Source organism: uncultured Chitinophaga sp., from assembly GCF_937874145.1.
Taxonomy (GTDB): domain Bacteria; phylum Bacteroidota; class Bacteroidia; order Chitinophagales; family Chitinophagaceae; genus Chitinophaga.
Window position 1 is genome coordinate 1 of record NZ_CALNBI010000520.1, and the last position, 24,860, is coordinate 24,860.

At 55.8% G+C, this 24,860-nt stretch carries 20 protein-coding genes; 7 read left to right on the forward strand and 13 right to left on the reverse strand.

Annotation, left to right across the window (positions count from 1 at the left end):
- From Q0510_RS24520 to Q0510_RS24540, 5 genes are all read left to right on the forward strand, one after another.
- Positions 1-1,246 (forward strand): DUF1800 family protein (locus tag Q0510_RS24520; RefSeq protein ID WP_298717876.1); only part of this gene is annotated, 1,246 nt, incomplete at its 5' end.
- 19 nt (positions 1,247-1,265) lie between these two features.
- A complete protein-coding gene (locus Q0510_RS24525; protein WP_298717880.1) occupies positions 1,266-2,843 on the forward strand; it encodes a DUF1501 domain-containing protein in 1,578 nt (525 codons plus the stop codon).
- A gap of 72 nt (positions 2,844-2,915) precedes the next feature.
- Positions 2,916-3,239 carry a hypothetical protein gene (locus Q0510_RS24530; protein WP_298717883.1) on the forward strand — a complete coding sequence of 108 codons (324 nt, stop codon included), beginning with the start codon at positions 2,916-2,918 and terminating at the stop codon, positions 3,237-3,239.
- Positions 3,240-3,307: 68 nt separating this feature from the next.
- On the forward strand, positions 3,308-5,665 hold the full coding sequence (locus Q0510_RS24535) for a TonB-dependent receptor (RefSeq protein WP_298717886.1): 2,358 nt from the start codon (positions 3,308-3,310) through the stop codon (positions 5,663-5,665).
- Positions 5,666-5,667: 2 nt separating this feature from the next.
- On the forward strand, positions 5,668-6,273 hold the full coding sequence (locus tag Q0510_RS24540; protein WP_298717889.1) for a hypothetical protein: 606 nt from the start codon (positions 5,668-5,670) through the stop codon (positions 6,271-6,273).
- A gap of 76 nt (positions 6,274-6,349) precedes the next feature.
- Here the strand turns inward: Q0510_RS24540 and Q0510_RS24545 are convergent, their stop codons facing one another.
- The 3 genes from Q0510_RS24545 to Q0510_RS24555 all read right to left on the reverse strand — a co-directional run bounded on the left by Q0510_RS24545 (position 6,350) and on the right by Q0510_RS24555 (position 10,158).
- Entirely contained in the window at positions 6,350-7,552 is a 1,203-nt protein-coding gene (locus tag Q0510_RS24545) for a hypothetical protein (protein ID WP_298717892.1), read from the reverse strand.
- A gap of 325 nt (positions 7,553-7,877) precedes the next feature.
- Complete coding sequence (locus Q0510_RS24550) at positions 7,878-8,315, reverse strand: DUF983 domain-containing protein (protein WP_298717895.1); 438 nt, start codon at positions 8,313-8,315, stop codon at positions 7,878-7,880.
- Between the two features lie 49 nt (positions 8,316-8,364).
- The gene (locus Q0510_RS24555) at positions 8,365-10,158 is read right to left on the reverse strand and encodes an ABC transporter ATP-binding protein (RefSeq protein WP_298717898.1); all 1,794 of its coding nucleotides are present in this window, start codon (positions 10,156-10,158) and stop codon (positions 8,365-8,367) included.
- Between the two features lie 213 nt (positions 10,159-10,371).
- On the opposite strand from Q0510_RS24555, the gene Q0510_RS24560 reads away from it, so the two are divergent.
- Positions 10,372-12,510 (forward strand): translation factor GTPase family protein, encoded by a 2,139-nt coding sequence (locus Q0510_RS24560; RefSeq protein WP_298717901.1) that lies wholly within the window; start codon positions 10,372-10,374, stop codon positions 12,508-12,510.
- Between the two features lie 102 nt (positions 12,511-12,612).
- Here Q0510_RS24560 and Q0510_RS24565 read toward each other — a convergent pair whose 3' ends face one another.
- From Q0510_RS24565 to ubiE, 5 genes are all read right to left on the reverse strand, one after another.
- Complete coding sequence (locus Q0510_RS24565) at positions 12,613-14,169, reverse strand: YifB family Mg chelatase-like AAA ATPase (RefSeq protein ID WP_298717905.1); 1,557 nt, start codon at positions 14,167-14,169, stop codon at positions 12,613-12,615.
- 37 nt (positions 14,170-14,206) lie between these two features.
- Positions 14,207-15,541: a DNA mismatch repair protein MutS gene (locus Q0510_RS24570; RefSeq protein WP_298717908.1), complete on the reverse strand. Its 1,335-nt coding sequence runs from the start codon at positions 15,539-15,541 to the stop codon at positions 14,207-14,209.
- Between the two features lie 126 nt (positions 15,542-15,667).
- Entirely contained in the window at positions 15,668-17,005 is a 1,338-nt protein-coding gene (locus Q0510_RS24575; protein WP_298717911.1) for a dihydroorotase, read from the reverse strand.
- An 18-nt stretch (positions 17,006-17,023) separates the two neighbouring features.
- Positions 17,024-17,719 (reverse strand): porin family protein, encoded by a 696-nt coding sequence (locus tag Q0510_RS24580; protein ID WP_298717914.1) that lies wholly within the window; start codon positions 17,717-17,719, stop codon positions 17,024-17,026.
- Complete coding sequence (gene ubiE, locus Q0510_RS24585) at positions 17,692-18,435, reverse strand: bifunctional demethylmenaquinone methyltransferase/2-methoxy-6-polyprenyl-1,4-benzoquinol methylase UbiE (RefSeq protein WP_298717917.1); 744 nt, start codon at positions 18,433-18,435, stop codon at positions 17,692-17,694. The genes Q0510_RS24580 and ubiE overlap by 28 nt, the downstream gene beginning before the upstream one ends.
- A gap of 41 nt (positions 18,436-18,476) precedes the next feature.
- On the opposite strand from ubiE, the gene yihA reads away from it, so the two are divergent.
- A complete protein-coding gene (gene yihA, locus Q0510_RS24590) occupies positions 18,477-19,085 on the forward strand; it encodes a ribosome biogenesis GTP-binding protein YihA/YsxC (RefSeq protein ID WP_298717919.1) in 609 nt (202 codons plus the stop codon).
- Here yihA and Q0510_RS24595 read toward each other — a convergent pair.
- From Q0510_RS24595 to Q0510_RS24615, 5 genes are all read right to left on the reverse strand, one after another.
- Positions 19,082-19,555 carry a ribonuclease H-like YkuK family protein gene (locus tag Q0510_RS24595; protein ID WP_298717924.1) on the reverse strand — a complete coding sequence of 158 codons (474 nt, stop codon included), beginning with the start codon at positions 19,553-19,555 and terminating at the stop codon, positions 19,082-19,084. The two genes, yihA and Q0510_RS24595, sit on opposite strands and share 4 nt — an antisense overlap.
- Positions 19,556-19,733: 178 nt before the next feature.
- Positions 19,734-20,102 carry a CoA-binding protein gene (locus tag Q0510_RS24600; RefSeq protein ID WP_298717927.1) on the reverse strand — a complete coding sequence of 123 codons (369 nt, stop codon included), beginning with the start codon at positions 20,100-20,102 and terminating at the stop codon, positions 19,734-19,736.
- A 414-nt stretch (positions 20,103-20,516) separates the two neighbouring features.
- Complete coding sequence (locus Q0510_RS24605) at positions 20,517-21,023, reverse strand: MarR family transcriptional regulator (protein WP_298717929.1); 507 nt, start codon at positions 21,021-21,023, stop codon at positions 20,517-20,519.
- Between the two features lie 110 nt (positions 21,024-21,133).
- Positions 21,134-22,783 carry a pyruvate dehydrogenase complex dihydrolipoamide acetyltransferase gene (locus Q0510_RS24610; protein ID WP_298717933.1) on the reverse strand — a complete coding sequence of 550 codons (1,650 nt, stop codon included), beginning with the start codon at positions 22,781-22,783 and terminating at the stop codon, positions 21,134-21,136.
- 105 nt (positions 22,784-22,888) lie between these two features.
- Positions 22,889-24,766 (reverse strand): DNA polymerase III subunit gamma/tau, encoded by a 1,878-nt coding sequence (locus tag Q0510_RS24615; RefSeq protein ID WP_298717936.1) that lies wholly within the window; start codon positions 24,764-24,766, stop codon positions 22,889-22,891.
- Positions 24,767-24,860 lie beyond the last annotated feature (94 nt).

Genomic DNA, 24,860 nt, shown 5'->3' on the forward strand with positions numbered 1-24,860 from the left:
CGAGAAAATGGTGCTGTTCTGGCATAATCACTTCGCCACCGAAACTAATATCATACAGGATGCCCGCTTCATGTACGCCCACAACGCCATGTTGCGCACGCATGCCCTGGGGAACTTCAAAGCCCTCACCAAAGCGGTGACCATCGACCCGGCCATGCTCGTCTACCTCAACGGTTACCTCAACGAGAAAACCGCCGCCGACGAAAACTACGCCCGCGAGCTCCTCGAGCTTTTCACCTGCGGCAAAGGACCCGAATCGCTGTACCAGGAAGAAGACGTCCGCGCCGCCGCACACGTGCTTACCGGCTACAAAGTAGACAAGGTCAACATCACCAGCTACTTCGACCCCACCAAACACGCCGTCGAAAACAAACAATTCTCCAGCTGGTTCTCCAATAAAGTCATCACCGGCAAAACCGGCATGGCGGGCACTACTGAGCTGGACGATATGCTCAATATCATTTTCGTGCAACAGGAAGTGGCGAAGTTCATCTGCCGCAAACTGTACCAGTTTTTTATTTATTACGAAGTGGATTCCACTGCGGAAGCAGACGTGATCACGCCGCTGGCGGATATCTTCCGGCAGGCGAATTATGATATCCGCCCGGTCCTGGCGGCGCTCTTTAAAAGCGAGCACTTCTACGACCCGGCGAATATGTCGTGCCTGATAAAAAGTCCGGTCGATTATACGGTGGGCATGTGCCGCGAGTTCGGCGTGAAGTTCGCTCCGGCTGCGGATTACATGAATGCCTACGCGCAATGGCGCTCGCTGCAATCCGCCGCGGGCAACCAGCAGCAGAATATCGGCGATCCGCCGGGCGTTTCCGGGTGGGATGCGTATTATCTCGCGCCCCAGTTCCACGAGCTCTGGATCAATACCGATACACTGCCGAAAAGGAATTTCCTGGCCGACCAGATGATCACCACCGGCTACAACTCCATGGGCCAACGCCTGCAGATCGATCCGCTGGTGCTTACGCAACAGCTTCCTGATCCCGGCAATCCCGTACATCTTATCAACGACGCACTGGCCATCCTTTACCGTATGGATCTATCCGGCGCCATGAAAACCTATCTGAAAGATAAAATCCTCCTCAAAGACCAGGAGCAGGATTACTACTGGACGCAAGCCTGGGATCAATACATTTCCAACCCGGGAGACACCATGCAAAAGGCGCTCGTGACCGATATGCTGAAAGCGCTTTACAAAACCATCATGAACCTGTCAGAATATCACCTGGCCTGATCACGTTGAAAACCTAATTATGAAACGCAGAGATTTTCTCAGATATACCGCCCCGGCATCTATCCTGCCTACCTTTATCAACGGCTTTTCCATCAAGGCCTTTGCCGCATCGCCTTTCCTGGCGGCACTGGAGAAAACCGCGCTCGACAACGATCACGTGCTGGTAATGATCCAGCTGAACGGCGGTAACGACGGCCTGAACATGGTGATACCGCTGGACCAATACAGCAAATACGAAACGGCGCGCAGGAACATCGCAATCCCGGAAGGGCGCGTGCTGCGGCTGGCGGGCAATAATAAAACTGGCATCCACCCGGCAATGACCGGCATCAAGCAGCTGTACGACGAAGGGCATGTGTCCATCGTCCAGTCGGTCGGTTATCCTTCCCCCAACTTCTCCCACTTCCGCGCCACGGATATCTGGCTCACGGGCTCCGATGCCAACGAGGTGCTGGAAACCGGTTGGGGCGGGCGTTTCCTCGATACGGAATATCCGAATTATCCGAAAGATTACCCGAATGCGGAAATGCCCGATCCGCCTGCGATCCAGATCGGCTCCATCGTATCCCCCGCATTTGTGGGAGGCGGCGGAAACTTTGGGATGGCGGTGACAAGCCCGACCGATTTCTACAACCTCCTCGACAATATCGAAGAAGCCGTGCCCAACACCCGTGCCGGCAAAGAGCTGAAATACATCCGGCAGATTCAGCGGCAAACCAACCGCTATGCCGACGTGATCAAGGCCGCCGCCGCGAAGGTGATGAGCCAGGGGCCCTATCCCGATAATTCCCTCGCCGCACAACTGAAAATCGTGGCCAGGCTGGTTGCCGGCGGACTGAAGACCCGACTGTACATGGTGAGCATCGGCGGTTTCGACACACACGCCAACCAGACCAACAGCGGCGATACCACCACCGGTGAGCACGCCAGGCTGCTGGGAAATATTTCCTCGGCCGTGAAAGCCTTCATGGACGACCTCACCATGCAAAAGAAATCGCAGCGGGTGGTGGGGATGACTTTCTCCGAATTCGGAAGAAGGATCATGTCGAATGGCAGTATGGGTACCGACCACGGCAACTCTGCGCCTATGATCATCTTTGGCGATTACGTGAACCAGCAGGTGCTGGGGAATAACCCCGCGATGCCCGACGCCGCGCGCCCTGTGGACAACGTGCCCATGCAATATGATTTCCGCTCCGTTTACGCCTCGCTGCTGGAACAATGGTTCTGCGTGCCTTCGGAAGACCTGAACAGGATCATGCTGAACAACTACCAGAGCCTGCCGCTCATCAACGGGCTGGCTTGCAGCGTTGTGACGGGGATTCCCGGCGTGGGCGAGAATGAAACCCTCATCTCCAATTATCCCAATCCATTTACGGCCAAAACGGTCTTGCAATACAAAACCCGTGGCGGCCATACCCTCATCCAGGTGTTCGACACCATGGGCAGGCTGGTAGCCAAACCGGTTGACCGTCAGCACGCCGCAGGCACCTACACCCACACCCTCGATGCGGAGCACCTGCCTTCCGGGATGTATTACGTGCGGTTCCAGAACGGCGCGGCCCAGCAGGTACGCACGATGATGAAGGTCCGCTAGGCCTGCAACCTCGTTGCAATTCCGGGAAAAAGGCTATCTTTGCTGCCATAACCAGGTGTATTGAGACAGCGTTTGCTACAAATAAGCGTTCTTTTCCTCCTGGGCGTCTTCGGTATTTACACGACGCCCCGGGAGTACCTGCACCATTTTTCCGGCCATGAAGACACGGTAGACGAACCTGCCTGCAGCGTAATGTATACTTATGGTCCGGCCATTTCCACTGAACACACGCACTGCGACTGGCTGCATGGCGCCATGGAGATGTTTCTCCCGGAACATAGCGTCCGCCTGGCTGCGGTGCCTTTTGTATACGCTGAGCTGCCATCCGCGCAGCCTGTTCCCGTGCCGGTAGCCCCGGTGCCTTACTGCTCTCTGAGGGCCCCTCCGGCCGCGTAAGCCCCATCATCCCCCCACTCATTAATCACCGGCAGCCATATCCGCTGCCTGAGACGCATTGTAACCAGATGAGACATTTGATTTTACGCGCACTGCTGTGCGGCCTCCCCGCATTGGCGTGGGCGGTTCCGTCAGCGGCGCAGTGCACCATCCGTATCGGCGGATCGGTGACCGACAGCGATACGCAGCAACCGCTGGCAGGCGCTACCATTATTGTGAAAGAAACCGGGCAGGCCGTTAAAAGCGACGATAAAGGAAGATACCAGATCGACGGGCTGTGTCCGGGTACGTATACCCTGCACGTCAGCCACATCGGCTGCCTGCCCGTGGAATTGTCGTGGCCCGTGGGCGGCGACGAGCGCAGGAATATCTCCCTCCCGCACAGCATTACCCAGCTCCAGGAAGTGGCCGTTACCGGCCATGCCGCGAAGGAAGTGACCACATCGGCCGTGGAATCGATCAGCGGCCGGGAACTCGATAAAACCCGCGGGCTTAGCCTGGGTGACGCGTTGAAGCGCATCAACGGGGTTACGACGATGACCACCGGGCCCAACGTTTCCAAGCCGGTCATCAACGGCCTGCACAGCAACCGCATCCTGATCCTCAACAACGGCATCCGACAGGAAGGCCAGCAGTGGGGCTCGGAGCACGCGCCTGAAGTGGATCCCTACCTCGCCAATAAACTGGTGGTGGTGAAAGGCGCCGGTGCGCTTCGTTACGGCGGTGATGCCATTGGCGGTGTGGTGCTCGTGGAACCGAGAGCGATGCCGGTGAAGCCGGGTTTGGCGGGGGAAGTGAACATGTCCGCCTTTTCCAATAACCGGCTGGGTGCGCTCAGCGCCATACTCGAGCAACAGGTGCCCCAGGTGCCGGGACTCAGCTGGCGGCTGCAAGGGACCCTCCGCAAAGGGGGGAACACCCGCACGCCCGATTACTGGCTCGATAACACCGGCGTGGAAGAATTCAACTTCTCCGCCGCCGCAGGTTATAAAAAGAAAAACTACGGCGTGGAATTGTTCTATTCTCAGTTCAACACCAATCTCGCCGTATTCGAAGGCTCACATATCGGCAACAGCACCGACCTGGAACTCGCGATCAAAAACGGGCGCCCGCTGCCAGAATACACGGAAGGGTTTTCGTACAAAATCGACAGGCCCTATCAACGCATCGAGCATGAATTGTTCAAAATGAAGGGTTTCGTGAACACTGGCAATGCCGGTAAGCTGAACCTCGTGCTGGCACGGCAGTTCAACTACCGCGAAGAACTGGATTACAATTCAGCACTGGCGGTGAACCGGATGAACCTGAACCTCACCACCTGGACCGGCGAGTTGCTGTGGGATCACCGTTCCTGGAAAGGATTGCGCGGTACCATCGGCGCCAGCGGCATGTTCCAGCGGAACAGCTACGAGCGCAGGCTTTTTATTCCGAATTATGAAAGCCGCCAGTGGGGACTGTTCTGGACCGAAAAGTGGGAGAGCGCCGATAACAAATGGCTTCTTGAAGGCGGTGTGCGTTACGATAACAAAAGCTATTACGATATCAGCGATAACTCCCACGACCTCCGCTTCGCCGAACGCGATTACAGCAGCTTCTCCGGATCGCTGGGCGCGCAGTTCCGCATCACCGACAACTTCCACGCCACGCTCAATGCAGCGCATGCCTGGAGAGCGGCCGGCGTGAACGAGCTCTACGCCACGGGCGTCCACCACGGCGCTGCCCGTTATGAATTGGGCAATGGAAATCTCGAAGCGGAAGCCGCCAACAAAATCAACCTGGCCCTGCACTACGATCTGAACGATAAGCTGGAAGCCGATGTCAACCTGTATTACAACAAGTTCGGCAACTTCATCTTCCTGCAGCCGACAGACAGTACTGTGGTCACTATCCGCGGGGCGTTCCCGTTCTGGTATTACACCAGCGCCGATGCTACGACCAAAGGCTTCGATGCGCAGGTGCGTTATCGCTTCCTTCCCAAATGGCAATTCACCACCAAAGCCTCGGTGCTGCGCGCCTGGAACGAGAATATCAACGACTGGATGATCAATATGCCGTCCGACAGGTTCGAGCATGAGATCAGCTACTTCCCGGGCAACACGAAGAAATTCACCGACAACTACATTGCCGTCAGCATGCAAAACGTAACGAAGCAGACGCGCACGCCTGCCAACATCAAGGATCCGAAAGATCCTCGTGGGCAGGATTACATGGCAGCTCCGGACGCGTACAATTTGCTGAGCATAGAAACCGGCAGCACGCTGCATTTCGGCAGGCAACCGCTGTCGGTTATCCTTGGCGCCACCAACGTCCTCAACACCCGCTACCGCGATTACATGAACGCACTCCGGTATTATGCGGACGAGCCTGGCGCAAACATTTACCTTAAACTCAAACTGCCGCTCATTTTCGGCAAAAAATCCTCCTGATCATGATGAAGAAAATTTTCACTGTTAATAAGTCCATCGCATTTTTAGCCGCAGCCGCCGTGCTGACGTTTTCCGCCTGCAAAAAAGAAAAGCACGACGATCACGACCATGATCATGAAAACGAAAACGAAGAAATCACCACGGTGAAACTCACTTTCACCAATGCTGCCACGCCTGCGGAGAAAGTAATAGCTACGTGGAAGGATATGGATGGCGCCGGTGGCAACGCGCCCCAGATCACGGCCATCAGCCTGAAAGCCAATACCACTTACCTGTTGGCCACCGAGCTGCTGGACGAGCGCAAGAACCCCGCAGACACTGTGACACACGAAATCGCCGAAGAAGCTGATGAACACCGCCTCTTCCACCTGTTTTTCGTAAATGCCAACGCGCCAGTAACGGATTCGGTAACTACCGCCGCCACCGTTACGCCGCTGGATAAGGACGGAAAGAACCTGCCTGTCGGCCTCGACGTGCAGGTTGCGACCAAAGCAGCTTTCAAAGGTTATTTCCGCATGGTGGTACGCCATCAGCCCACCGGGAAAGACGGCTCCTATACGCCCGGCAGCACCGATGCACAGGCAGAATTCCCGATCGAAATCAAGTAAGAATAGCCGTAACAGGCCAAAAGGAAAGGGGAACCGGCAATCGCTGGTTCCCCTTTTTGTGGTATGCTGGCTGGCTTTAGTGTTCGTATGCTTCGAGGCCTTCCTGGTCGCCGGTAACCAGTACTTTGAACGGTTTGCCGCCTACGGTGATGGCGGCCGTTTGCTGCAAATCGGGCAGGCTGAGGCTGCGGATGGCGCCTGCGGCCTGGTCGGTGATATACAGCGCCCTGCGCGATACGGCGAAGTAAGGTTTCTGCGCGGCGGTAGCACCATCGGGGATGGCCGGGGCGATCTTCGCTTCCTTCGTTTGCTGGCCGGTGGCGGCGTTGAAAACTTTCAGGGTGCCATCGGTGAGGAGGACGTAAAAATGCTTGCCTTCGCCGTCGAGGAGGTATTGGTGGATGTTGTTGTTATTCTTCAGGACTTCCGTGATTTGTTTGCTAGCGGGATCGATTTTGAAAAGCCCCAGGCTCGTGGAGCCGAAGAAGTGCGGCAGGGCTTTATGGCCGTAGATGGTGCCGAGCCAGGCGTCGCCGAAGCTGGAAGGGTAAGGCACCAGGGATTGTTCGCCGTTCTGGGAAACGATCAGCACGCCATCCGGACTGCCGAATGCCGCCAGTTTGCCGTTGCCCGCATCCCCGTGAATGCCTTTGGTGGCGATTTTGGTTTCGTGCAGCGTTTTACCGAAGCGGTCGATGATTTTCACTTTTTCGGGCAGTGTACCGGAAACGGAGCCGTCTTTCTGCGTAACCGCAATGGTATGATCGTCGAAGATCACCATGGCGCCGTGGTGGGGCTGGGCAACGGGGAGGATGGTGCCGGGCCCTTCTTCCAGGTCGCCGTCTTTGAACAGGCTCAGGGTGCCGGTGCCGTCATTGAAAATAGCATTGAGGCCGGCATGCGCGTAAAAGTGCGTAGGGCCGGCTTCGGAAAAGGTGACGGGCGACATCCCGGCTTCGTGTACATGCAGGTGCCCGCCGTGCTTTTCGATGCCGGTGTTGAAGAATTCAACGGTATTGGCGGCACGGCTGATAATCGCCGCGAACTGGCCCGTGCTGGTGGCATAGAGCGAAGGCTGGGCGGCTTTTACATTGAAGGGCGCGGAAGTGCTTTTCAGGGGATCGACCACGGAGATACGGGCCTGATCCACGTCGCTGACGATCAGCCGGAGATATGCGGCTTCTTTTTCCAAGGGCGCCGGTTCGGCGGGCTTATCGTCTTTCCGGCAGGCAGCCAGGAACAATCCGGCGAAAACCGCCGGCAGCAAGAGCTTTTTCATGATAGTATGTTTAGTGTGCAACAAAGTTGCAAATCTAAACAAATGCATCTATGTTGCAAATAATATCGGATTATTTCTGGAAACGATTGTTGGCGTGGCAAGTAAGTCGCGCTGGCATTGCGTTACACGACCATCTTCCCAGAAAAAATAATGAGTAATGAAAATGATAAGATATATTTGGGCATGGATGCACCTGCATCTTCCCACCCTTCGCATTACATCATTTAACGATACTAAAGATGATCTGACATACTGCTCAGATTTTGGATGAAAAGCAAAAAAGGGCCGTTTTTACGGCCCTTCTGTATACATAATTCATTCAAAATTAATGGGTATGGTCATGCGGGTGCCCCGGATCGGGGAGGCTGGCGGTGTCTTCGTCGTAGTACACGAAGAAATAGAGGTAGATCACGCGGGAAATGCGCATCAGCCAGGGTTGCAGCACAACGAGAATGACGCCGTTGATGCCGAGCCACCAGTAAATGCTATCGTCTTTCCAGCTCATGCCGAAGAAAAACCAATACCAGATGAGGTTGAAAACCGACAGGGCGATGCCGAGGGCATAGCTTACGTAACCGGTCCCGAACCAGAAACCGGTTTCCAGTTCATATTTCTGGTTGCAAACCGGGCATCTTTCATACATCGCGAAAATCTTCGAGAAACGCAGGTGGAAAGGGTTTTTGTCCTTGAACATATCGCCTCTGCGGCAGTGCGGGCACTTCATTTTCAGTATGCTCAGAAAGAAATTCGGTGTGTTGCTCATGGTGCGCAAAAGTACAATTTTAATCCGGCTGCCGTTAGGACGATCGTGTTTATGCCGTTTGTTCCGTCGTTTTCCTTTCCCCGATCTGCTGGCGCCACATGGCGTAATACAAGCCTTTTTCTTCCAGGAGGGCGTGGTGTGCGCCGGTTTCAACGATCCGGCCTTTTTCGAGGACGTAGATGCGGTCGGCATGCATGATCGTGGAAAGCCGGTGGGCGATCATCACGGTGATGTGTTCCTTGCTGGAGGTCACCTGCCTTACGGTTTGGGTGATTTCTTCTTCCGTGATGGAATCGAGGGCGGAAGTGGCTTCATCGAATACCAGGAGCCGCGGTTGCCGCAGCAGGGCCCTGGCGATGGAGAGGCGCTGCTTCTCGCCGCCGGAAATTTTAATCCCGCCTTCGCCGATCACGGTGTCGATACCATTTTCCGCACGGGCCAGCAGGCTGTAGGCCGACGCCCTTTGCAGCGCGCTCATCAGTTCTTCTTCCGTGGCGCGGGGATTCACGAACAGGAGGTTTTCGCGGATGGTGCCGGAAAACAGCTGCGTGTCCTGCGTCACGAAGCCGAGCTGGTGCCGCAGTTCTTCGATATCCAGCGCGCCGGAATCGATGCCGTTGTATTCGATATTCCCTTCACCGGGTTTGTACAATCCCACGAGCAGCTTCACCAGCGTGGTTTTACCACTGCCGGAAGGGCCCACGAACGCGATTGTTTCGCCGGTCTTCACCGTGAAATTGATGGCGTCGAGCGCTTTGTTTTTAGCGGTGATATGCTGGAAGCCCACGTTCCGGAAAGCCAGCTCGTTCACCAGCGAAAGTTTCGCCGGTGATGCGGGCGTCACTTCCACCGGCGTATTCAGTATCCGCTGGAAGTTATCCAGTGAAACCTGCGCTTCGCGATAGGCCAGGATGATGTTCCCCAGTTCCTGCAACGGCCCGAAAAGGAAGAAGGAATACAGCTGTAAAGAAATAAGCTGTCCCACGGAAACCTGGTCGCCGTAAATCAGGTACAGCAGCAGGAACAGGATGGTGGAGCGGAGGAGGTTGACGAACGTACCCTGCACGAACGCGATACTGCGTACCCGCTTCACCTTGGTGAGCTCCAGCAGCAGGATCTTCATGGTGTTGGCGTTCAGCCGGCGGATCTCCTGGTTCGTAAGGCCGAGGCTTTTCACCAGCTCAATATTGCGGAGCGATTCGGTGGTGGCACCGGCCAGCACGGTCGTTTCCTTCACGATGTTTTTTTGTATCGATTTGATGCGCTTGCTCAGCACGTTCATGAGCCATCCCAGCAGCAGGGAGCCGCCGAAATACACGAACACGAGCGACCAGTGCACCCGGAAGGCGAAGATCATCACGAATACCACGCCCACCAGGGTGGTGAAGAGGATATTGATGAACTGGGAGATGAACTTTTCCGTATCGAGGCGCACTTTCTGCAGTATGGCGAGCGTTTCGCCGGAGCGCTGGTCTTCGAACTCCTGGTAAGGCAGGCGCATGGAGTGCCGGAGGCCGTCGGTATACATCCGGGCGCCCAGCCGTTGGGTGATGGCGCTCACGAAGTAATCCTGGAAGGCTTTGGCGATGCGGGAGATCATGGCCACGCCGATGGAAGCCAGGAGCAGGAGCATCACGCCGTACAGGTATTGGTTTTCGGACCGGGGCTCGGGAACGGGCGCGTCTTTGCCCGTGAATGTGTGGGGATGGGACGCGAAGCGGTCCACGATTTCTCCGAAGATCCAGGGGTCTAACAGGGAAAACACCTGGTTGACGGTTGCCAGCAGCAGCGCAGCCACCACCAGCCATTTATAGTTTTTGAGGTACCGTAATAATAATTTCATGGGGCAAAGGTAAAATTATTTGGCACCCTAACGGTGTTGCGACATCGATTTTAAACTGGACTTATCACGGTATTTACCCTAAAAATTGCGTAATTTAATATACGGCCGGGAAGGTCATCCTACAGCATGTTATGAGCCTCGCAAACTGATTCTTTCTCCCAGAACGGCAAACCCACCCGCCCCGGCGCGCTTCACCCGCAAAACTATTGCCGTATGAAAACGTATGACGAAAAACACATTAAAAACGTTGTGCTCATTGGCGCTGCCAAGAGCGGCAAAACGACGCTGGCCGAGGACATGCTGTTCGAGGCCGGCATTATCCCAAAACGCGGCTCCGTGGAGGAGCGCAACACGGTATCGGACTACCACGAGGTAGAACACGCCCGGGGCAACTCCGTGTACGCCACCACGCTGCACACCGAATGGCGCGATTACAAGATCAATATCATCGACACCCCGGGCCTGGAAGACTTCATGGGCGAAGTGGCGTCCTCCATCCGTGTTTGTGACACCGCCGTGATGGTGCTCCACGCCTACAATGGTGTGGAAGTAGGCACCGAACAGATCTGGGATTACGTGGACCGGTACCGGAAACCCACCATTCTCGCCGTTAACCAGCTCGACCACGAAAACGCCAACTACCAGCAGGTGCTCGAACAGGCGCGCCGCTTCTTCGGCTCCGCCGTTACGGTCATGCAGTACCCCGTGAACCAGGGGCCCGGCTTCAATGCCATCATCGACCTGCTGAAAATGACCATGTACCGCTTTCCCGCCGGAGGCGGCAAACCCGAAAAACTCCCCATCCCCGACGAAGAAAAGGCGCAGGCCGACGAATGGCACAACGCCCTCGTCGAAAAAGCCGCCGAAAACGACGACGCCCTCATGGAACTGTACTTCGAAAAGGGTAGCCTCGACGAAGACGAGCTCCGGCAAGGCCTCAAGATCGGGATGATGAAGCACCAGGTATTCCCCCTATTCTGCCTCAGCTCGCTCAGGAACATGGGCAGCGGCAGGCTGATGGGGTTCATCGACAATGTAGCCCCTTCCGCCGTGGAAATGCCCCCGGAAGTCACGGAAGACGGCCGCGAAGTGCCCTGCGACCCCGCCGGGCCCACCTGCCTCTTCGTGTTTAAAACCCTCCTGGAGCCCCACATCGGCAAACTCTCCTTCTTCAAAGTGATCAGCGGGGAGCTGAAAGCAGGGCAGGAGCTGTATAACGAAAAAGGCAATACCTCCGAACGCCTGAACCAGCTCTTCATCGCCGACGGTAAAAACCGCCAGCAGGTGGACCGCCTCCGTTCCGGCGATATCGGCTGCACCCTCAAACTGAAAAATACCTTCACCAATCATACCCTCAACGATCCCAAATTCAACAGCCAGATCGATCCCATCCACTTCCCCCCGCCCAGGGTGCGGACGGCTATCATCGCCAAAAATAAAGCCGACGACGAAAAGCTCGGTGAAGTCCTCAACGAAATTCATATGGAAGATCCCACACTGGAAGTGGAATACAACCGTGAACTGAAGCAGGTGATCCTGCACGGGCAGGGCGAATTGCACCTGGCAGTCACCAAATGGCGGCTGGAACATGTGTACAATATGCAGGTGGATTACCTTCCCGCCCGCATTCCCTACCGCGAAACCATCCAGAAAGCCGCGCAGGCCAATTACCGGCATAAGAAGCAATCCGGTGGTGCGGGGCAGTTCGGGGAAGTTTTCATGAAGATAGAGCCCTGGTTCGAAGGCATGCCGGTCAGCAAGGAATTTCCCGTCCGCGATACGGAAGAAATCGCCCTCAGCTGGGGCGGCAAATTGGTTTTCAACAACTGCATCGTAGGCGGCGCCATCGATACGCGCTTCCTGCCGTCGATCCTCAAAGGCGTGATGGAAAAAATGCAGGAAGGGCCGCTCACCGGTTCGTATGTGCGCGACGTACGGGTAAGCATATACGACGGAAAGATGCACCCGGTCGACAGCAACGATATCTCCTTCAAGATCGCCGGCATGATGGCTTTCCGCGAAGCCTTCCACCAGGCCGCGCCACAGCTCCTGGAGCCGGTGTACGACCTCGAAGCCTCCGCACCCGATGTAATGATGGGCGACATCATGAGCGAGCTGCAGAGCCACCGCAGCATCATAACCGGCATGGATTCCGGCGACGCGAAGCAGGTTATCAAAGCCCGTACACCCCAGGCGGAGCTCGATCATCTCTTTGCCGCACTGCGCAATGTTACGCAGGGTAAAGCGAAAGTGAAGGCGACCTTCGCGGAATATGCGCCCGTACCGGCGGATGTGCAGCGGAAACTCAGCGAAGACTACAAAAAGATCGAACAGCAGAACGGACAACACTGATTATTATCGAAACTACTGTTGATATCGGCCGCACGGCAATTAGAACCGCGGCTAATGCAGACCGGATGCAAGGGCAAATAACTTGATGCGTCCGGGGCCAATTCAACCTGCGCCCCAGCTGGCACGGTCCAGCGTCCTGTATTGAATCGCACCTGCAATATGATGCGACCCGATCTCCGCCGCGGCATCGAGATCGGCGATGGTGCGTGCCACTTTCAAAATACGGTCGTATGCCCGGGCGCTCAATTGCAACCTGTTCATGGCAGCGGATAGCAGCTGTTTTGCTTCCGGTCCGAGTTTACAGAATATTTCCAGCTGACCGCTGTTCATCTGCGCATTGCAATATGCGTCGGGTTGCTTTTTACGGTCGGTGTGGAGTGGAGGGCCGAAACGCAGTGACTGTCGTTCCCGCGCCGCCATCACCCGTTCCCGGATGGAGGCGCTTGCTTCGGGAATTGGCGAATCCGCCAGTGCGCCGGGGCTCACGGGCGTAACTTCGACATGAAGGTCGATGCGGTCGAGCAGCGGGCCGGATATGCGGTTCAGGTACTTTCGGACTATACCAGGATGGCAGGTGCAGGGTTTTTCCGGGTGGTTGAAATATCCACAGGGGCAGGGATTCATGCTGGCCACGAGCTGGAAGGTGGCGGGAAACTCCAACGCCTGGCGCGCCCTCGAAATGCTGACGCAGCGTTCTTCCATTGGCTGCCGTAGGACTTCGAGTACGGAGCGGCGGTATTCCGGCAGCTCGTCGAGGAAGAGGATGCCGTGTTGGGCCAAAGAGATTTCTCCGGGTTGGGGGATGCTTCCGCCGCCTACCATGGCCATTTCGCTGATGGTATGGTGTGGCGAACGGAAAGGCCGGGAACTGAGGACGCCGTCCGCCGCGTTCAATTTGCCCGCCACGGAATGGATGCGCGTGGTCTCCAGGGCTTCGGATAAGGTAAGCGGCGGGAGAATGGTGGGCAGCCGCCGCGCCAGCATCGTCTTACCCGCGCCGGGCGGCCCCACCAGCAAAATGTTGTGCCCGCCCGCCGCGGCGATTTCCATCGCCCGCTTAATCGTTTCCTGCCCCTTCACCTCCGAAAAATCCAGCCCTTCCGGATAACCCGGCTGGTAAGCCGTGGGTGGCTCCGGGATACGGTCCTCCCTTCCTTCCAGGAAAGCCAGTACTTCGTTCAGGTGCGCCATGCCGTACACGCTGATCCCTTCCACCATCGCGGCTTCCAACGCGTTTTGCCGGGGCAGTATCATGCCTGCGAAGCCCTCCTGCCTGGCGCGCATCGCCATGGGCAGCGCACCGCGGACAGGGCGCAACGTCCCGTCCAGCCCCAATTCTCCCATGATCACGAACGATTCGATCGCGTGTTGAAAAACCGCCTGCTCCGAAGCCGCCAGGATACCCAGCGCGATCGGCAGGTCATACGCCGCTCCCGCCTTGCGGATATCCGCCGGCGCCATGTTCACCACCGTCCGCAAACGGGGCATGCGGTAACCGATGTTCTTGATCACCGTCTCGATCCGGTATTCGCTTTCCTTAACGGCATTGTCGGGCAGGCCCACGAGGCAAAAACGCGTGCCCTGGCCTACATTGACTTCTATTGTAATGGTAATGGCATCCACGCCGTGAATGGCGCTGCCGAAAACTCTGACGAGCATGGGTACAAACAATGTTGGTGAAACATGAAGATAGCGATTAATCCATCTTCATGTTGTTCAGCAGCTCGATTACTTTTTCCTTGCGCAAAATCAGGTACCCGATTTTTTCTTTCGCAATCCCATCGCGCAGCTCATAAGTAAAATGCAGGTTGTCGTCGATCACTTCCGACTGGAAATATTTGAAAATGATCTTCGGCTCGCGCTGCAGTTCTTCCGCGATTTCGTATAAGTGAGTCGACAGGATGTAGAGGCAGCGCCGGTTTTGGAGCAATCCGCGGATCACGGCAAGGGAACAGTTTTTCGCATCTTCCACGTTGGTGCCTTTAAACATTTCATCGATCAGGATGAGCCAGTTTTTGCCGTCGCTGATTTTGATGATGGTGTTTTTGATGCGCTGCACTTCGTTGTAGAAATAACTTTCGCCTTTGAAGATGTTGTCTTTCACGTCGATGTTGGAAAGGATGCCGTGGAAGAAGCTCAGCTGCATGGATTGCGCCGGCACCCCCATGCCCAGGTGCGCCAGGAACACGGAAATCCCCACCGCCTTAATGAAGGTCGTCTTACCCGCCATGTTCGCTCCGGTGAGGAATATAAACCCCCTGTCCGGGTCCATCGACACGTCATAGGCCACCGGCTGCGGCAGGATCAGGTGGTAGAGCTGCTGGATGGCGATATGCGGTTTCACTTCTTCCGTAAACTCGGGGAAGTGCAGCCGGAAACGGAGGATAGCCTGCGCCATGCTTTGATAAGCGTCCAGCTGGGTGTATATTTCTGTGAGCTCCCAGAGCACTTTCTTGTACTTCTTGCGAATGGCGCGATCGTAGCGGAGGATCTCCCTGGAATTCAGTGCACCGTCGCTATCGAGCTGTACGATCGTGTGGAATTCATCTTTGTTGATCAATACGCGTGCCCGCTCCAGCAGCATGCGGAGGTTGGTGGGGGCAGAGTCGATGTCGATGTCTTCCGTCAGCGACTGGAACCCGCGGATGAGGTTGATCAGCTGCTCGAAGGAGAATTTGATAAAGCCGAAGTCGGGCGCATAAATCGTTTTGGTGACGATGGTGTTGATGTACAACGCAATCCCGCCGCTGCTCGAAATGGGCTCTATCTCTGCATTGAGATAATTCTCCACGACAACGATGGTGCCGTTGCTGATGGCTTTGGGCCAGGCTTTTTCGTTTTCCAGCAGGTAGCGGAGCATCTGCTGGCGGTTGTGAATGGAAGCGATGTCTTTCAGCGGCTGGCCGAAAAGCTTGCGCAGGTATTCCCGCCCGCCGGCGGTGGTGGTGAAATCCAGTTTGTGAAACAGTGAATATTCGTCTTCACGGTTGAAGATCGACAGGTCGAGGTACGTTGTTTTGTCCAGCTCCATGCACAGGCGTTTTCGTGAAATTACAATGAATCAATCTAACGGGAAAGATGCCGGCCATGGATTTTTCCATAAAAAAAAGAGCGCCCCGGTGCCGGGGCGCTTCGTATATCGGTCGCGTTTTTATGCTCAGGCGTTGAATAACAGCCGTTCACCGCATTGTTGTTCGTTGAACACGCCGTTATCGTAAGCGAGGTGGCCGCTCACGAAAGTATGGGTAACGGCGGCGGGGAAGGTATGCCCTTCGAAGGGGCTCCATCCGCATTTGTAGTAAATATTGTTTTTGGAGACGGGGGATTGTGCGTTCAGGTCCACGATCACCGCGTCGGCCCAGTACCCTTCGCGCAGGAAGCCGCGTTCGCGGATGCGGAAGCATTCCGCCGGGGCGTGGCTCATCTTGCGCACGAGCTGTTCGATGGTGAAGCGGCCGGCCTGTACCTGTTCGAGCATCATGAGCAGGCTGTGCTGTACGAGCGGAACGCCGGAGGGTGCCTGCAGGTAAGGCTGCTGCTTCTCGTCCCAGGTGTGGGGCGCATGGTCGGTGGCGATAATGTCCAGCCGGTCGTCCAGCAGGCCTTGCCACAGGGCTTCGCGGTGGTGCGGCGCTTTGATGGCGGGATTGCATTTGATGAGGTTGCCGTAATGCGCATAATCGTCGGCCGTGAACCATAGGTGGTGCACGCAAACTTCAGCCGTGATGCGCTTTTCGGACAGGGGCAGCATATTGCTGAAGAGCTGCAGTTCCTTCTCGGTGGAGATGTGCAGGATATGCAGGCGGGAATTATGTTTCTTGGCGAACTGGATGGCCACCAGCGAAGATTCGAAGCAGGCTTCCTCGTTGCGGATCAGGGGGTGATCGGCCGCGGTGAGCTGGTCGCCTTTCGCTTTTTTGAATTCCTCCATGTTGTGGCGGATGATCTTTTCGTCTTCGCAGTGCGTGGCGATGAGGAGCTCCGTTTGCCCGAAGATCTTCTCCAGCGTCAGGTAATTATCGACGAGCATGTTGCCGGTGGAAGATCCCATGAAGATCTTCACGCCGCAAACGCGGTCTTTTTTTGAATTGGTTTTCAGGACTTCTTCGGGATTATCGTTGGCCACGCCCATGAAGAAGCTGTAATTGGCCAGGGATGTACGCGCCGCGATGTCGTATTTCTCTTCGAGGCGTTCCTGGGTGGTGGCTTCGGGTTTGGTGTTGGGCATTTCCATGAAGGAAGTGGTGCCTCCGGCTACGGCGGCCCTGGCTTCGTGGCGGATGTCCGCCTTATGGGTGAGGCCCGGTTCGCGGAAGTGCACCTGGTCGTCGATCACGCCGGGCAGCAGGTGCTTGCCGGTGCCGTCGATCTCATGGCCGGCGTCTCCGATCTGCGGCGCGATTTTCCCGATACGGCCGTTGCGGATGAGGACGTCTGCCACGGTGGTAGTACCCTCGTTAACGATGGATATATTCTTGATAATGGTGTTTTGCATGCCGCAAAGGTAAATATTTTACCCTTGCAGATGGATGGAAAACACGATGGTGCGGGTGTTGAGCTGGTCGATGACGCGGGAGTACCGGAGATTGGGATCTTTCACGTGTACGTCGTTCAAACCGTTGCTGATCTTGAATTCAGGGGTGAAGATGAAGGAGGGGAAATAAATTTCGAACCCTGCGCCCAGTTCATATCCGTAGGCGGTTTTGTTGATTTTTACGAGGTCTTCCGCCCGGCGGAGCCCTTTATTGGACGCCAGGTCGTAATCCAGTTTCATTCCGGCGATCGTATAGACGCGGAGGTTGCCGATACGGTCGGATTTGAATTTGATCTGCAGGGGGAAGGAAGCCGTGATGGACTCGACTTTCTTCTCGGTCATCCGTTCCGGGTAATTCTCTTTGTAGGAGAGGTTTTTATTGGCGAAGAACAGCTGCGGGTTGAAGCGGAGGTCGAACCGGTGGTTGAACCGCAGGTTGGCCAGCAGGCCAACGTTGAAGCCGATGGTTTTAAGCGGTTCGGCGACCATGATGGAATCCTGGTGCAGGAAGATGTCGCTGTGCGTGAGGCGCAGGTGGCTTTGGTTGACGGCCAGGGTGATCCCGAAATAATAGGGTTTGCTGTCGTGCTCTTCCATATTGAGCTGCGCCCTTGCCGGGAGGGCTGCCAGGAAGAAGACGGCCAGCGCTAGCGGGTGGCGCAGTAAACGGAACAAATCCCGAAAGTAAGCGTTTTGCATGTAACGTCTTGAAAACCAACTTTTTTAAGGATATCACACATCTCCTGGCCTTGCGGCATCTCTTTCACTGAACTGGGCAAATAAGAATAGGCCGCTTTGTTGCGGGCTACCAATTTGCCGATCGTGGGCGTAATATAACGAAAATAAAAATTATATAATTGTTTGACGGGGAAAGCTGTCGGGTTGGAGAATTCGAGGATAACGGCCATGCCGCCGGGCTTCAGGACCCTGCACATTTCGCCGAGGCCTTTTTCCAGGTTCTCGAAGTTCCGGACGCCGAAAGCCGCCGTTATGGCATCAAACGTTGCATCGGGAAAACTTATTGTTTCGGAATCGCCGGTCTGGAGGGTGATTTTATCGCTGAAGCCGGCTTTCGCCACTTTCTCCCGGCCGATTTCGAGCATGCCTTCGGAGATATCGATGCCGGTGATACGGTCGGGGTTGAGCATCTTTTGGGCCATAATGGCCACGTCGCCGGTGCCTGTGGCTACGTCGAGCAAAGTTTTGGGGGCCAGGGGCTTCAGTTTCCGGAGGGCCACTTTCCGCCACCAGACGTCGATCCCGAGGCTCATGAAATGGTTCATGAAATCGTAGCGGCCGGCAATATCATTGAACATGCTGGCCATCTGCTCCTTCTTGCTTAATTTTGACCCTTCAAAAGGAACCACTTTCTGTACGTCTTTGCTCGTCATAATGGGGCAAAGGTAACAGAGGGGCCGCAAATGGAAAAATTATGGTGATCAAATCTGCAGAATACCTCATCAGCAACGTCGACTGGCAAAAATGCCCCGTGGCCGACAAACCGGAATACGCTTTCATCGGCCGTTCCAACGTCGGGAAGTCGAGCCTGATCAACTTGCTGACCAGCAGGGAAAAACTCGCGAAAACCTCCGGAACGCCGGGTAAAACGCAGCTGATCAACCACTTCCTGATCAATAATCAATGGTATTTGGTGGATTTGCCGGGGTATGGCTTCGCGAAAGTGTCGCAGAGCCAGCGGAAGTCGTGGGAACGGATGATCGAGGATTATCTCCGCAAAAGGCCCAATCTCATGAATGTGTTTGTGCTGGTCGACAGCCGGCATACGCCGCAAAAGCTCGATATCGATTTCATCAACCAGCTGGGGGAGTGGAACATCCCGTTCCAGATCGTGTTCACAAAGGCAGACAAAAATACGCAGCTGGAAACCAGCCGTAATACGAAAGCATTCCTTAACAAGCTGCGCGAAACCTGGCAGTTCCTGCCCGCAAGCTATGTTACTTCAACGGTTAAGAAGTCGGGCCGCGATCAGATCCTGGCATTTATCGAGGAAATGAACGCCCGGTTCCAGGGCATCGCCTAATTCACGATCTTGTTGGCGCAGGAGCTGCTGGCGAAGGCCTCCGGCTTGGCTTTGAAGGCAAAGCCCATCCCGAGGATGTAGCCCATGGCTTCGCGCAGGGCGAGGTTGCTCTTGAACTGCGGATTGGTGTTGATGTCCGCATGCACTTCCATGTCCACATCGTAATCGGTGAACAGGTCGCACAATTCGTAAGCGATCTCGATGCTGCGCGCCACTTCCACGAGCATCCGCTCCTTTATGGAGTAAACGTCCCGCGTTTTTTCGTTGTGAATGAACATGAACCCGCCGTGCCCTTCCCGGAGGAACACGATGACGGTGGCGAATTCCGTTTCCAGGCCCTTGACCTGCGAGTCGGTGCCGATGCAAACCTTTAACCGGTGCCCGCGCCCGGTTTCCCGGACGATGGCACGCCGCACTTCCTCCTTGATGGGCAGGTGAATTGGCTCACCATTGAATCTTCTCCATTTCATACAGGAATGTTTTAACGGTAATGCGTAAACGAGATGCCTTGCTGATAGTCTTTGTGCCGGTCTGTAAGGGTTAACGGGATGTAATTGGAAATTATCCGAATATACGAAAATATACTGCAGCGGGAAATGCTCCGGCAGGCGGATGTGCGGTTTGGGGAAATCGTGTGGATTGTGACAATCAGTATTGCCCGGTGCTGAGCATCACGAGCGTACAGGCTTGCTGGGGGATGATATTGTTCTCTCGCGCGAGGGCTTCCAGCTCCGGGTTTTCGGTGCCGGGGTTAAAGATGATGCGTTTTGGTTTGAGGCTGATAATGTAATCGTAATACTGCACCTGGTTCATCGGGTTGAGGTAAAGCGTCACAGTGTCCACGTCGGGCAACGAGGGGTGTTCTTCGAGGATCGGGGTATCGCCGATGGTGCCTGCGCGCTTGCCGATGGCTGTCACGGGGTGCCCGTGGGCGAGGAGCCGTGTCACGGCAAGGTATCCGTACCGCTGGGGATTGGGCGACGCGCCCAGCACAACCGTGTGTTTGGGTGTATTCATATCGTAAAGTTAAGCTTCCGCGGAATGGTGCGCAAAAGTTGTACCACCCCGTATTACGAACCGGATCTGGCCGGTGCTGCAGCATGGAGGTATACGGCAAGCCGGGGACAATTATTATCCGTGTAACTTTTCCGGCACCGGTTTATCGGCCCTGTTGGGGGAACAGGCCCCGCCGGCTCCACGGCATGTTAGTCTGATTTTAGCGCGTATTGCCATGCGCCGTGGGCGCCGGCTGTTCCGGGGTTGGTACAACGATGAAGTTGTTCGCTCCCCATTCCTCCACCCGTCCTTTCCCGATAAAACCGGCGCCCGCCGGCGTTGACAATACGTTTATTATACTTAGTTTTAGAAATTCCTGAAAATACTGAAATATAATGTTGTGCAATTTCCTCATCGTGGAACTTCACAAAAAAATTAACGGATCACTTTCATAAGGGTGCTGTAGAACCAGTTTTCCTCCGACTTGATGAACGCATTCAGCGCCGCGTCCGTCTGGTGGGCGAACTTCTGGATGTTCTGCATGGTTTCACGGAAAGCGCGGACATGCTTGTCTTTCGGATCCCCGTCCACCTTGCTGAGTTGCAGCAGGACTTTCAAAATCGGGTCCAGTTCGCGCTTTTTACGCTCACGTGCGATGGCGGTACCCACTTTCCAGATATCTTTCTCGGCTACGAAAAACTCCTTCCTTTCGCCGGGCACAAGTACTTTTTCCACGATCCCCCAATTCATCAGTTCCCGCACGTTCATATTCACGTTACCGCGCGAGATGTCGAGGCCCGACATAATATCTTCCGCACTCATGGGCTCGGGAGCGATCAGCAGCAGCGCATGTATCTGGGCCATGGTCCGGTTCACGCCCCACTGGGCGCCCAACAATCCCCATGTCTGGATAAACTGCGCTTTGGCTTCTGGCAATTTCATATTTCAAATGTAGGATAAGTTATTGAACTTTCAAAACTTTGTGAAAATCCGGTTAAAAAAAGCGCCTCCCGGTCTGGGAGGCGCTGTATGGCAGTTGTCTTATTTTCTGGTTATACCAGCATGTTCACCGGGTTCTCCAGGAAGTTCTTCACGGTAACGAGGAAGCGGGCTCCTACGGCGCCGTCCACCGTGCGGTGGTCGCAGCTGAGGGTCACCTTCATCACGTTGGTGGTTTTGAACTGTCCTTTATCGGCTACCACGATTTCCTTGATCGCACCAACCGCGAGGATGGCGGAGTCGGGAGAATTGATGATAGCGGTGAACTCCTCGATACCCATCATACCCAGGTTGGAAACCGTGAAAGTATTGCCGGCGTAATCGTTGGGCTGGAGTTTCTTGTTCTTGGCTTTATCGGCCAGGGATTTGGCTTCCGCAGCGATCTGGGAGAAGCTCTTCTGGTCCGCGAAGCGGATCACCGGAACGATCAGCCCTTCTTCCACTGCCACGGCCGAGCCGATGTGGATGTGCTGGTTGTAACGGATCACGTCGCCCCTCCAGCTGCTGTTCACGTCAGGATGCTGGCGGAGGGCCATCGCGCAGGCTTTGATGACCATATCGTTGAAGGAAACCTTGGCGGGAGAGATTTTATTGATGGCTTCGCGGGCGGCCATGGCATTGTCCATGTTGATTTCCATGGTCAGGTAGAAGTGCGGCGCCTGGAACTTGGACTCGCTCAGGCGGCGGGCGATGGCTTTACGCATCTGGCTAACCGGTACCTCGTTGAAGCTTTCCTGCCCAACGGGTGCAAAGGCTGCCACCTGCGGAGCGGGCGCGCCAGCGGCGGGCGCTGCTGCCGGGGCCGCCGCAGGAGCGGATTTTCCGGGAACGAAAGCGTCTACGTCGCGTTTTACGATACGGCCATTGTCGCCGGAACCTGTCACCTGGTTGATATCGATCCCTTTGTCCTCAGCCAGCTTGCGGGCCAGGGGGGATGCTTTTACGCGGCCGTCGGCAGAAGAAGCGGCGGGCGCGGCGGCGGCGGGTGCTGCAGCAGCTGCGGGAGCGGCTTCGGGCTGTGCGGCTGCGGGAGCTGCGGAAGATCCGCCACCTTGTTCGGCTGCGAGAATAGCGTCTACATTGGCGCCTTTCTTGCCTACGATGGCGATAATACCATTCACTTTGGCTACTTCACCGGCGGGTACCCCGATATGCAGCAGGGTGCCGTCGGCATATCCGATCACTTCCATGGTCGCCTTGTCGGTTTCCACTTCAGCGAGAACGTCATCAGATTTTACGGCGTCGCCCACATTCTTGTTCCATGCCACGATCTTTCCTTCGGTCATGGTGTCGCTCAGGAGCGGCATGCGGATAACGGTCGCATCTTTCAGGGCTGCGTCCAGCGCGGCTTTATCCACCGCCGGAGCTGCGGCAGCTGCGGGAGCGGCTGCTTCGGCTTTGGGGGCGGGAGCGGCTGCTGCTGTCTGCGCACCACCATCACCCAGGAGGGATTTGAAATCTTCCCCGGGCTTGCCTACAATGGCAATCACTTCATTCACCTTTGCGGCTTTGCCTTTTTCCACGCCAATATATAACAGCGTACCGTCCACATAGGGCATCACCTCCATGGTAGCCTTGTCGGTTTCCACTTCGGCAATTACATCGTCCGCCTTTACGGTATCGCCTACCTTTTTATGCCATTCCGCAATCACCCCTTCTGTCATCGTATCACTTAAAAGGGGCATTCTGATAACTTCTGCCATAGTGTTTCTTCGAAATTTTGCCCAAACCTACAAGTTTTTGCGCAAAAACGCAAAGGATGCAGTGTGCGGGAGTTTAAAAATAGTCGTTCCCAATGGGATGTTACGTTAAAAATCCAATTCCATGTTCAACCGGTCTCTCAGTTCCTTTACCAGGGGGTATTTTTCCAGCATCCGTGCAAATTGTTGCTTGCTGGACAAAGGCTCCGGCCCGGTATCCACCTCCGTCTGCCGCGATTCGTCGAGCAAAAGGGTCAGCACCAGGTCTTTATTCCGGAATTTCTGCTTGAAGAACTCGGAGATCTCCAGCTTCTCTTCTTCCATAAACCGGTACTGCACGATGTTCCTGCTGGTGATCCGGATCTCTTCGGGCCCCACCAGCTCGGTTTGCGCCAGCTGGAGGTTGCCCACCACCGTCATTTTATTGGCCTGCCGGAACCGGTCGATGAACTCGTCCCAGTACACGGCTACCGCGCCTGCCGTAAGGGGGATGGATTCTTTGGGAACATCCGCCTGCTGCTGCTGCCTGGCCGCCAGGGCTTGTTTCATGGCTGCCAGGCCCGTCAGCTTGGGCGCCGCTGCCCCGCCATTGCCGGGCCCTGCGGGCCGGGGAGCACTCGCTGCCGGCGGCGGAGCCGTTACCGGGACCGGTGCAGGAGCGGGTGCGGGTGCGGGCTTCGGTGCAGCCGGAGCCGGGGCGCTGGCCTGCGCGGGTTGCGCAGCGCCGGATTCTATGGTCAGCCGCGGTTCAGGCGGTGTGATCGTTTTGCTGGTAGCCGGTTTGCCGTAAACCGGCGTGGGGAGGGGAGCCCTCAGGCGCTGGGGAGTGCCTTCAGGAATCAAGTTTTTTTTTACCACTTCGCCCGTCTGCTCATTGCTGACAAGCGTTACGGCCTGCTGCAGGTAACACAGCCGGATCAGCGCCATCTCCACATGGAGGCGCTTGTTCCGCGCCATGCGGTAACCGATCTCGGTGTCGTTCAGCAATTGCAGGGCCGTCACGATGTATGGCGCACTCAGGCGGCCGCTCATCTGGCGGTAACGGTCTTTCAGGTTGGCGGACACTTCCATGAGGTGGAGCACCTTCTCGTCCTTGCAAACCAACAGGTTACGCAGGAATTCGGCTAGCCCGCCCAGGAAGTTGTCGCCCTCGAAACCCTTCTGCAGGATCTCGTCGAATATCAGCAGCGAGCCCGCGATATCCTGGACCAGCACCCCTTCCATGATCCGGAAGAAGTAGTCGTAATCGAGGATGTTGAGGTGCTCAAGGGTGTTTTGATACGTCAGCTGCCCGCCCGTAAAGCTCACGATCTTGTCGAGCGTACTGAGGGAATCGCGCATGCAGCCGTCTGTCTTCTGGGCGATGAGGTGCAGGGCGTCCGCCTCGGCGGAAAGCTGTTCTTTGGAAACGATATCCTGTAAATGGTCTACCGTGTCCTGTATCGTGATCCTCCGGAAATCGAAGATCTGGCAACGCGACAGGATCGTGGGAAGGATCTTGTGCTTTTCAGTAGTGGCGAGGATGAAGATGGCGTACGACGGCGGCTCTTCCAGCGTTTTCAGGAACGCGTTGAAGGCCGACGAGCTGAGCATGTGCACCTCATCGATGATATATATCTTGTATTTGCCTGCCTGCGGCGCGAAACGGACCTGGTCTACCAGGGTCCGGATATCGTCGACCGAGTTGTTGGAGGCGGCGTCAAGTTCGTGGATGTTAAAGGAAGCGCCATCGTTGAAGGTCCGGCAGGAGTCGCATTTGTCGCACGCTTCCCCGTCGGGCTGGAGATTCTCGCAGTTGATGGTTTTGGCGAGGATCCTGGCGCAGGTGGTTTTACCCACGCCCCTGGGTCCGCAAAACAGGAAGGCATGCGCCAGCTGGTTGTTGCGGATGGCATTCTTGAGAGTGGTAGTGATGTGGGCTTGCCCTACCACCGTAGAGAAGTTCTGCGGGCGGTACTTGCGGGCCGATACAATAAAATTTTCCATGTGGGAGTCGCTCCTTTCCAAAAGCCGAAAGTAACGCAAAAAACAGGAAGTAAAAAGTAGGAAAACGAAAACCGGCCATAGCGGCCGGTTTCAG

Coding starts and splice junctions, on each gene's coding strand:
- Q0510_RS24545 (WP_298717892.1), bottom strand. CDS start 7,552: ATGAAAAAGCTCTTGCTGCCGGCGGTTTTCGCCGGATTGTTCCTGGCT.
- Q0510_RS24540 (WP_298717889.1), top strand. CDS start 5,668: ATGATGAAGAAAATTTTCACTGTTAATAAGTCCATCGCATTTTTAGCC.
- Q0510_RS24550 (WP_298717895.1), bottom strand. CDS start 8,315: ATGAGCAACACACCGAATTTCTTTCTGAGCATACTGAAAATGAAGTGC.
- Q0510_RS24575 (WP_298717911.1), bottom strand. CDS start 17,005: ATGCAAAACACCATTATCAAGAATATATCCATCGTTAACGAGGGTACT.
- Q0510_RS24560 (WP_298717901.1), top strand. CDS start 10,372: ATGAAAACGTATGACGAAAAACACATTAAAAACGTTGTGCTCATTGGC.
- Q0510_RS24565 (WP_298717905.1), bottom strand. CDS start 14,169: ATGCTCGTCAGAGTTTTCGGCAGCGCCATTCACGGCGTGGATGCCATT.
- Q0510_RS24595 (WP_298717924.1), bottom strand. CDS start 19,555: ATGAAATGGAGAAGATTCAATGGTGAGCCAATTCACCTGCCCATCAAG.
- Q0510_RS24615 (WP_298717936.1), bottom strand. CDS start 24,766: ATGGAAAATTTTATTGTATCGGCCCGCAAGTACCGCCCGCAGAACTTC.
- Q0510_RS24605 (WP_298717929.1), bottom strand. CDS start 21,023: ATGAAATTGCCAGAAGCCAAAGCGCAGTTTATCCAGACATGGGGATTG.
- Q0510_RS24610 (WP_298717933.1), bottom strand. CDS start 22,783: ATGGCAGAAGTTATCAGAATGCCCCTTTTAAGTGATACGATGACAGAA.
- Q0510_RS24535 (WP_298717886.1), top strand. CDS start 3,308: ATGAGACATTTGATTTTACGCGCACTGCTGTGCGGCCTCCCCGCATTG.
- ubiE (WP_298717917.1), bottom strand. CDS start 18,435: ATGACGAGCAAAGACGTACAGAAAGTGGTTCCTTTTGAAGGGTCAAAA.
- Q0510_RS24600 (WP_298717927.1), bottom strand. CDS start 20,102: ATGAATACACCCAAACACACGGTTGTGCTGGGCGCGTCGCCCAATCCC.
- yihA (WP_298717919.1), top strand. CDS start 18,477: ATGGTGATCAAATCTGCAGAATACCTCATCAGCAACGTCGACTGGCAA.
- Q0510_RS24570 (WP_298717908.1), bottom strand. CDS start 15,541: ATGGAGCTGGACAAAACAACGTACCTCGACCTGTCGATCTTCAACCGT.
- Q0510_RS24555 (WP_298717898.1), bottom strand. CDS start 10,158: ATGAAATTATTATTACGGTACCTCAAAAACTATAAATGGCTGGTGGTG.
- Q0510_RS24525 (WP_298717880.1), top strand. CDS start 1,266: ATGAAACGCAGAGATTTTCTCAGATATACCGCCCCGGCATCTATCCTG.